This is a genomic window from Dietzia aerolata (genome assembly GCF_014144865.1).
Lineage (GTDB): Bacteria > Actinomycetota > Actinomycetes > Mycobacteriales > Mycobacteriaceae > Dietzia > Dietzia aerolata.
The window spans coordinates 1-5,886 of the sequence record NZ_JAALDM010000271.1; the positions used below are offsets into that span (position 1 = coordinate 1).

Annotated in this window: 6 protein-coding genes and 1 pseudogene; 6 read left to right on the forward strand and 1 reads right to left on the reverse strand. The window is 70.1% G+C overall.

Going from position 1 to position 5,886, the window contains the following annotated elements; all coding sequences use genetic code 11:
• The 6 genes and pseudogenes from G6016_RS17335 to G6016_RS14580 all read left to right on the forward strand — a co-directional run.
• Window positions 1-664 (forward strand): annotated as a pseudogene (locus G6016_RS17335) (hypothetical protein); the annotation flags it as partial.
• 119 nt (window positions 665-783) lie between these two features.
• The gene (gene pyrE, locus G6016_RS14560; RefSeq protein WP_182633339.1) at window positions 784-1,341 is read left to right on the forward strand and encodes an orotate phosphoribosyltransferase; all 558 of its coding nucleotides are present in this window, start codon (window positions 784-786) and stop codon (window positions 1,339-1,341) included.
• A gap of 8 nt (window positions 1,342-1,349) precedes the next feature.
• Window positions 1,350-2,186, forward strand: coding sequence for a lysoplasmalogenase family protein (locus G6016_RS14565; RefSeq protein WP_241730335.1), 837 nt, complete (start codon window positions 1,350-1,352; stop codon window positions 2,184-2,186).
• Between the two features lie 38 nt (window positions 2,187-2,224).
• The gene (locus tag G6016_RS14570) at window positions 2,225-3,040 is read left to right on the forward strand and encodes an SDR family oxidoreductase (RefSeq protein ID WP_182633340.1); all 816 of its coding nucleotides are present in this window, start codon (window positions 2,225-2,227) and stop codon (window positions 3,038-3,040) included.
• 35 nt (window positions 3,041-3,075) lie between these two features.
• Window positions 3,076-3,780, forward strand: a complete 705-nt coding sequence (locus G6016_RS14575) for a TrmH family RNA methyltransferase (protein ID WP_182633344.1) — start codon at window positions 3,076-3,078, stop codon at window positions 3,778-3,780.
• A 59-nt stretch (window positions 3,781-3,839) separates the two neighbouring features.
• Window positions 3,840-4,895 carry an MsnO8 family LLM class oxidoreductase gene (locus G6016_RS14580; protein WP_182633341.1) on the forward strand — a complete coding sequence of 352 codons (1,056 nt, stop codon included), beginning with the start codon at window positions 3,840-3,842 and terminating at the stop codon, window positions 4,893-4,895.
• A 67-nt stretch (window positions 4,896-4,962) separates the two neighbouring features.
• On the opposite strand, the gene G6016_RS14585 is transcribed toward G6016_RS14580, so the two are convergent.
• Window positions 4,963-5,886, reverse strand: a 924-nt coding sequence (locus tag G6016_RS14585; RefSeq protein ID WP_206682317.1) for an HNH endonuclease signature motif containing protein, incomplete at its 5' end; no start/stop codon positions are given.

Consider the following 5,886-nt stretch of genomic DNA (forward strand, 5'->3'; position numbering starts at 1 on the left):
GGAGCCGCGGCCGCCGCTCGCGCGCCCGACCCGAGGCGTGGGGCAGGCCTACCCCGAGGATGCGTCGGTGCCGCCCTTGGCCGCCGGCGTCGCGACCGGTGGGGCCGGCATCAAGCCGCTCGGTTCGGAGGACAACGAGGACGAGATCCGCGACGAGGTCGAGCGCTTCGACGCGGCCCGGATCGACGGCGGATCGGACTTCGACGGGTCCTCGGGCCGGCACGGTTCGGAGGCCAGTGGTTCGAACGAGAGCGGCTCGGACGGTAGCGGCTCGGGTGAGGGCACCTCGGGCACGGGCCGTTCGGACTCGCAGGATGCGAACGAGCCCGCTGCGGACGAGAGCGCCTCGGAGCAGCGCGGTTCCGGCGGCAAGCACGGCGCCGACGATCTCGACCCGTCCGAGGTCACGCAGAAGCTGTCGGTCGCTGAGCTCGCGGAGCGGATGGGGATCGACCCGTCGGAGATGCGGTCGTCGGGGCGGCGTCGTCGTCGCGCGGAGCCCGAGGACGAGAAGGCTGAGGACGAGAAGGCCGACGGAGGCGCGGAAGAGAGCAGCCAAAGCTCCGAAGCCAGCAACCCCGCGCCCGGGCGCGAGCGTCCCGGCATCGAGCCGGACGTCGAGCGGACCACTCGCCTGCACCTGCCGCCGGATATTCGCGAGTGACCCTGCGCGAGTGATCAACCGGAAGTGATCCGGCGGGGCCGTCTAGAGTCAGTGCCGACGCCCGGCCGCCCCGCGGGGCACGCCGTGCGACCCCGCCCAGCCCGCTGACGAGGAGACCGATGAGCACCGCCCCCGAAGTAGATTCCGCCGCGCGCAGCAGGCTGGCCGAGCTGGTCGCGGAGCTCGCCGTGGTCCACGGTCGCGTCACGCTCTCGTCCGGTCGCGAGGCCGATTACTACGTTGACCTGCGCCGCGCCACTCTCCACAATGAGGCGTCCCCGCTGATCGGGCGGCTCCTGCGCGAGCTCACCGCCGACTGGGATTTCGACGCGGTGGGCGGCCTGACCCTCGGCGCCGACCCCGTCGCGACCGCCATCATGCACGCGGCCGGCCGCCCGATCGACGCGTTCGTGGTGCGCAAGGAGGCCAAGAAGCACGGCATGCAGCGCCGCGTCGAGGGCCCGGACATCACCGGCCGCCGCGTGCTGGTCGTCGAGGACACCACCACCACCGGAAACTCGCCGCTCACCGCGGTGCAGGCCGTGCGCGAGGCCGGCGCCGAGGTGGTCGGCGTGGCTACCGTCGTGGACCGCGCGACCGGCGCCGACGACGTGATCCGCGCCGAGGGCGTCGAGTACCGGGCCCTGCTGGGTCTGGCCGACCTGGGACTGGAGTGACCACCGAGATGAGTGACAGCACCGTGGCGAAGATCAAGAACAACAAGGTCAAGGGCAAGATCAAGAACAAGATCAAGAACCTGACGACGACAACACCCCAGGCGACATTCGCCGACACCCTGATGCAGGCACTCGCAACACGTGTAGAGGGTCTGATGGATGCGTCGCGACCGGAGGGGCCGGCGTTTCTCGCGGCCACCGGTGGGACGGAGATCGCGAAGGCGCTCGAATTTGGTCCGCTGGAGAAGCTGTGCAAGCCGCTCATCGTGCCGGCGGCGCTGACCATCGCGCTGCGGGACGGCAGCCTCTCCGCCACCGACGCCGCGCTGCTCTCGGTCACCGGGGCCGCGTACACCACGGGCGATGTGATCCTCATGCTCGGCGGCGGGCACGCCAGCCGGTCCAAGGGCCGACTCGTGGCGGGGGCCGCGGCGTTCGGTGTCGGGCATCTGGCCGTCGGGTCGCTGATGCTGCGCTCGGGCCTGCGGTTCAAGCCGCTGCAGTCGGCCGTGCACGGGGTCATCGCCGGTGGTGTGGGGATGATGCTGCTGTCCGAGGGTAAGGACAACGCTCCGCTCGCCGGGTACGCCGGATTGCTGGCCACCCTATCGGCGCTCGCCACCTCGGTGGATCGCTCGCATGGACCGGCGGCAACCCTGCTGGCGGTGGCCGGTCCGTCGTTCCTGGTCAGCGACGCGCTCATCCTGGTTCGCCGCAAGGCCGAGGCCGGGTCGTTGAAGGCCCGCGCGCTGGACGTCGGCGTGATCGACACCTACGCCTTGGCCGCGCTGCTCATGCTCACCGGCACCGCCGCGGCCGCCCGATTCGCGGGGAGCGGAACGTGACTGCGGCTGATCCTGAGACTGGCGCCGCCGGTTCGCCCATGACCGGCAGCCGTGACCGCCGCCGCAGCGTGGTGGTCACGGGCGCGGGCCGCGGGATCGGGGAGGCCACGGCCCGCATGTTCGCCGACGCCGGCTACCTCGTCGGCGCCTACGACCTGAAGCAGTGCACCTGGGCCGAGGGCGACGACCGCGTGGTGACCGGGGCGCTCGACGTGACCGACCCCGCGGCCTGGGAGTCCGCCCTCGGCGATTTTGCCACCCGCACCGGCGGCGGCATCGACGTACTGGTCAACAATGCGGGCACGCTGTATGGCACCCCGTTCATCGACGCCAGCTACGAGCAGGACGCGCTGCTCGTCGACGTCAACGTCAAGGGCGTTCTCTACGGATGTAGGGCAGCGTTCCCGTTCCTGCGCAAGGGCACCCGGCCGGCGGTGATCAACGTCTGCTCGGCCTCGGCGATCTACGGTCAGGCCGAGATGGCCACCTACTCGGCCACCAAGTTCGCGGTCCGCGGCATCACCGAGGCACTCGATCTCGAGTGGCGCCCGCACGGCGTGCACGTGTCCTCGGTCTGGCCGCTCTATGTCGGCACCGAGATGCTCGCCGGCGTCGAGACCGCGGGAATGAAGAACCTGGGCGTGACCCTCACCGAGGACGACGTTGCCGCCGAGATCGTCGCCGTCGCGGACAAGGCCGGACGCCGAAGCTCCGGGCTCGTCGGTCGACTGCGTGACGCCCTCACCGACAGCGTGCACCGGCCGGTCGGACAGCAGGCCACCGCCATGTACCTGGCCTCGCAGGTCATCCCCGGGCGGATCCTCAAGTTCACGAACAAGCGCCTCACCTCGTGAGTTCTGCAGAATCCAACTCCCCGGCCGAGGCAGGCGTGACAGCCGAGTCAGCTGCGACAGCCGAGCCATCTGAGACGGCCGACCACGCTGCTGCCGGCCCCACCGAGTGGGGCGAGGGCCAGGTCGGCGTCGGCCCGTGGGAGCTCGAGCATCCCGGCGAGCCCCGGCCGACCGGCGAGAAGTGGGACCCCGAATTGTTGGACGAGGGCGACCGTCGCAACGTCGTCGACCGCTACCGCTACTGGCGTAGAGAAGCAATCGTTGCCGACCTCGACACTCGCCGCCACCCCTTCCACGTGGCGATCGAGAACTTCGGCCACGATGCCAACATCGGCACCGTCGTCCGCACCGCCAACGCCTTCCTCGCCGCCGAGGTTCATATCGTGGGCCGCCGCAGGTGGAACCGACGCGGGGCCATGGTCACCGACCGGTATCAGCATCTCCGGCACCATGCCGACGTAGACGAACTCATGGCGTGGGCTGCGGATGAGGGACTGCCCGTCGTCGTCGTCGACAATCTTCCCGGCGCCGAGCCACTCGAAACGGTGACCTTGCCGCCCCGGTGCGTCCTGTTGTTCGGCCAGGAGGGGCCGGGCGTCAGCGACGACGCGCGGCTGCGGGCCGTCAAGACCGTCTCGATCGCGCAGTTCGGCTCGACCCGCTCGATCAACGCGGGCGTCGCGGCCGGGATCGCGATGCACACGTGGGTCCGGCAGCACGCGGGGCCCGCGCCGAACTAGCGGCCCCACCCCGCACTAGCAGTCGCGCCCCGCGGCGGCGCCGAGGCTACGGTGGGGGCGTGGCCACCCTCGACCTGCCGGATACGCTCCGCCTCTCCGTGTTGGATCGGTCGCGCACCCGCCACGGCGAGTCCCACGTCACCGCGCTCGAGGGCACCCTTCGCCGCGCCGAGCACGCCGACAGCCTGGGGTTTCACCGATTCTGGGTGGCCGAGCACCACGCGGTTCCCGGCATCGCCAGCGGGAGTCCGCCGCTGCTGATCGCCGCCGCCGCAGCGCGTACTGGGCGCATCCGGCTGGGTTCCGGCGGCGTGATGGTGCCGCATCATCGGCCGATGATCGTGGCTGAGCAGTTCGCGCTCCTGGAGTCGCTGCATCCGGGGCGGATCGACCTGGGCGTCGGGCGGTCCCTGGGATTCACCGCGCCGGTGCGTGCGGCGCTCGGGGTGGAAAATTACGACGACGACGACTTCACCCGCGATGTCGCCGCCCTTCAGGATTTCCTGCACGGGCGTGGTCCGGTCACGGCGCTGCCGGTTGTCGCGGATCCGCCGCCGGTGTTCGTGCTGGCGATGGGGCGTGGTCTGGAGATCGCGGCCCAGTTGGGGCTGCCGGTTGTGGTGGGCGGGTCCAAGCTGCTGGCGGATCCGGCGCCGTTGGAGAAGTATCGTGCGAATTTCCGGCCGGGCGTGGATGCTGCGACGGATGTGGCTGGGGGCGTCGCCGGGGGAATGGCCGGGGGAGTGGCCGGAGGAGTGGCCGAGCCATATGTGGTGGTGAGCCTCGAGGTGGCGGTGGCCGAGTCGACTGAGGCTGCGCGCGAGTTGTTGGTGTCGGAGGCGTGGGCGATGGCGGAGTCCCGGGAGACCGGGGCGTTCGGGCCGCTGAGCTCGCCGGCGGAGGTACTGGGCCGGAAGTTCCGTCCGCAGCAGTTGCGCCGGATGCAGGACTGGTTGGACGGTGCCGTGTATGGCGACCTCGCGCGGGTTGCGGGGGAGCTTTCGCGCCTGGTGGAGCGGACGGGCGCCGACGAGATCATGGTCTCCACCTCGATGTTCGACCGCGATGCGCTGGCCCGGTCCGACGCGGCGTTGGCGGAGCTGATCCCTCGGTAGCTGCGGCACGGGCTCATCCGTAGCTCCCGCCCTTGAGATGCCTATGCCTCGCTGCCTGTGGCTCTTCTCAGAAGGGTGGGAGTTCTTGGAGTAGGTGCCAGAGGTGGTGTTCTTGGGGGCTGTCGGTGAGGTCTTCGAATTTGAGGCGGGGGCGGCCTTGGCGGGGTCTGGGCATGTAGATGGGTTGGGAGGGGTCGAAGGTTTCTTTGAAGGAGTCGGCGTTGACCTTGTCGTCGGTGCAGGGCTGGACGTCGAGGTAGTCGGTGTAGTCCGGGAAGCGCCGATCGTAGGTTTCACTCTGGATTGCGGGTCGTTTCCGGTTGGGGTAGTGGATGGTGCCGATGATGCGGCCGTCGGGACCTTCAACGGTTTCCACCTCGGGTTCCTTCATCCACTCCTTCCGCTTGGCGTCGACAGACGCTTTGGTTTTGGCGCGGGCGGCTTTGGCCTCGGCGTGGGCTTTCGCGCGTGCGGCATCGTGACTGTCCCGGGTGGCCCAGTCCGCGGCATTGGTGGCCCGCTCGGCCTCACGGCGGGCCTCGGCGCGGGATTGGCGGCGGGAGGCGGCGGTCTGCTCGTTGTGGTCGCAGGTGTTGCTCCCGCCGGTGGCGGCGGCTTTGTTGGGGTCGGGGCTGCGGTGTTGTTGCCGGTCCCAGGCGGCGGCTTCGGCAGCGGCCTGCTCACGACGGAATGCGGCCAGGGGCCCATCTGGTGTGGTGTACATGGTTTTGCCGCTGGGGGTGGTGATGATCAGGGTGCCATCGGGGGTGAGGGCGTAGTCCCAGCCGACGAAGGTTTTGAACCGGTGATGAAACCGGCACAGGCAGGCCATGTTCGCCTCGACGGTGGGGCCGCCGGCTTCGGGGTTGTCGTGATCAAACGGCACGACATGATCCAGATCGCAGCCCACGGCGGGCATGGAGCAGCCGGGGTGCCTGCAGGTGCCATCGCGGAGCCTGATTCGGTGGGCCAGGGTGGCCCCTGGGCGGTA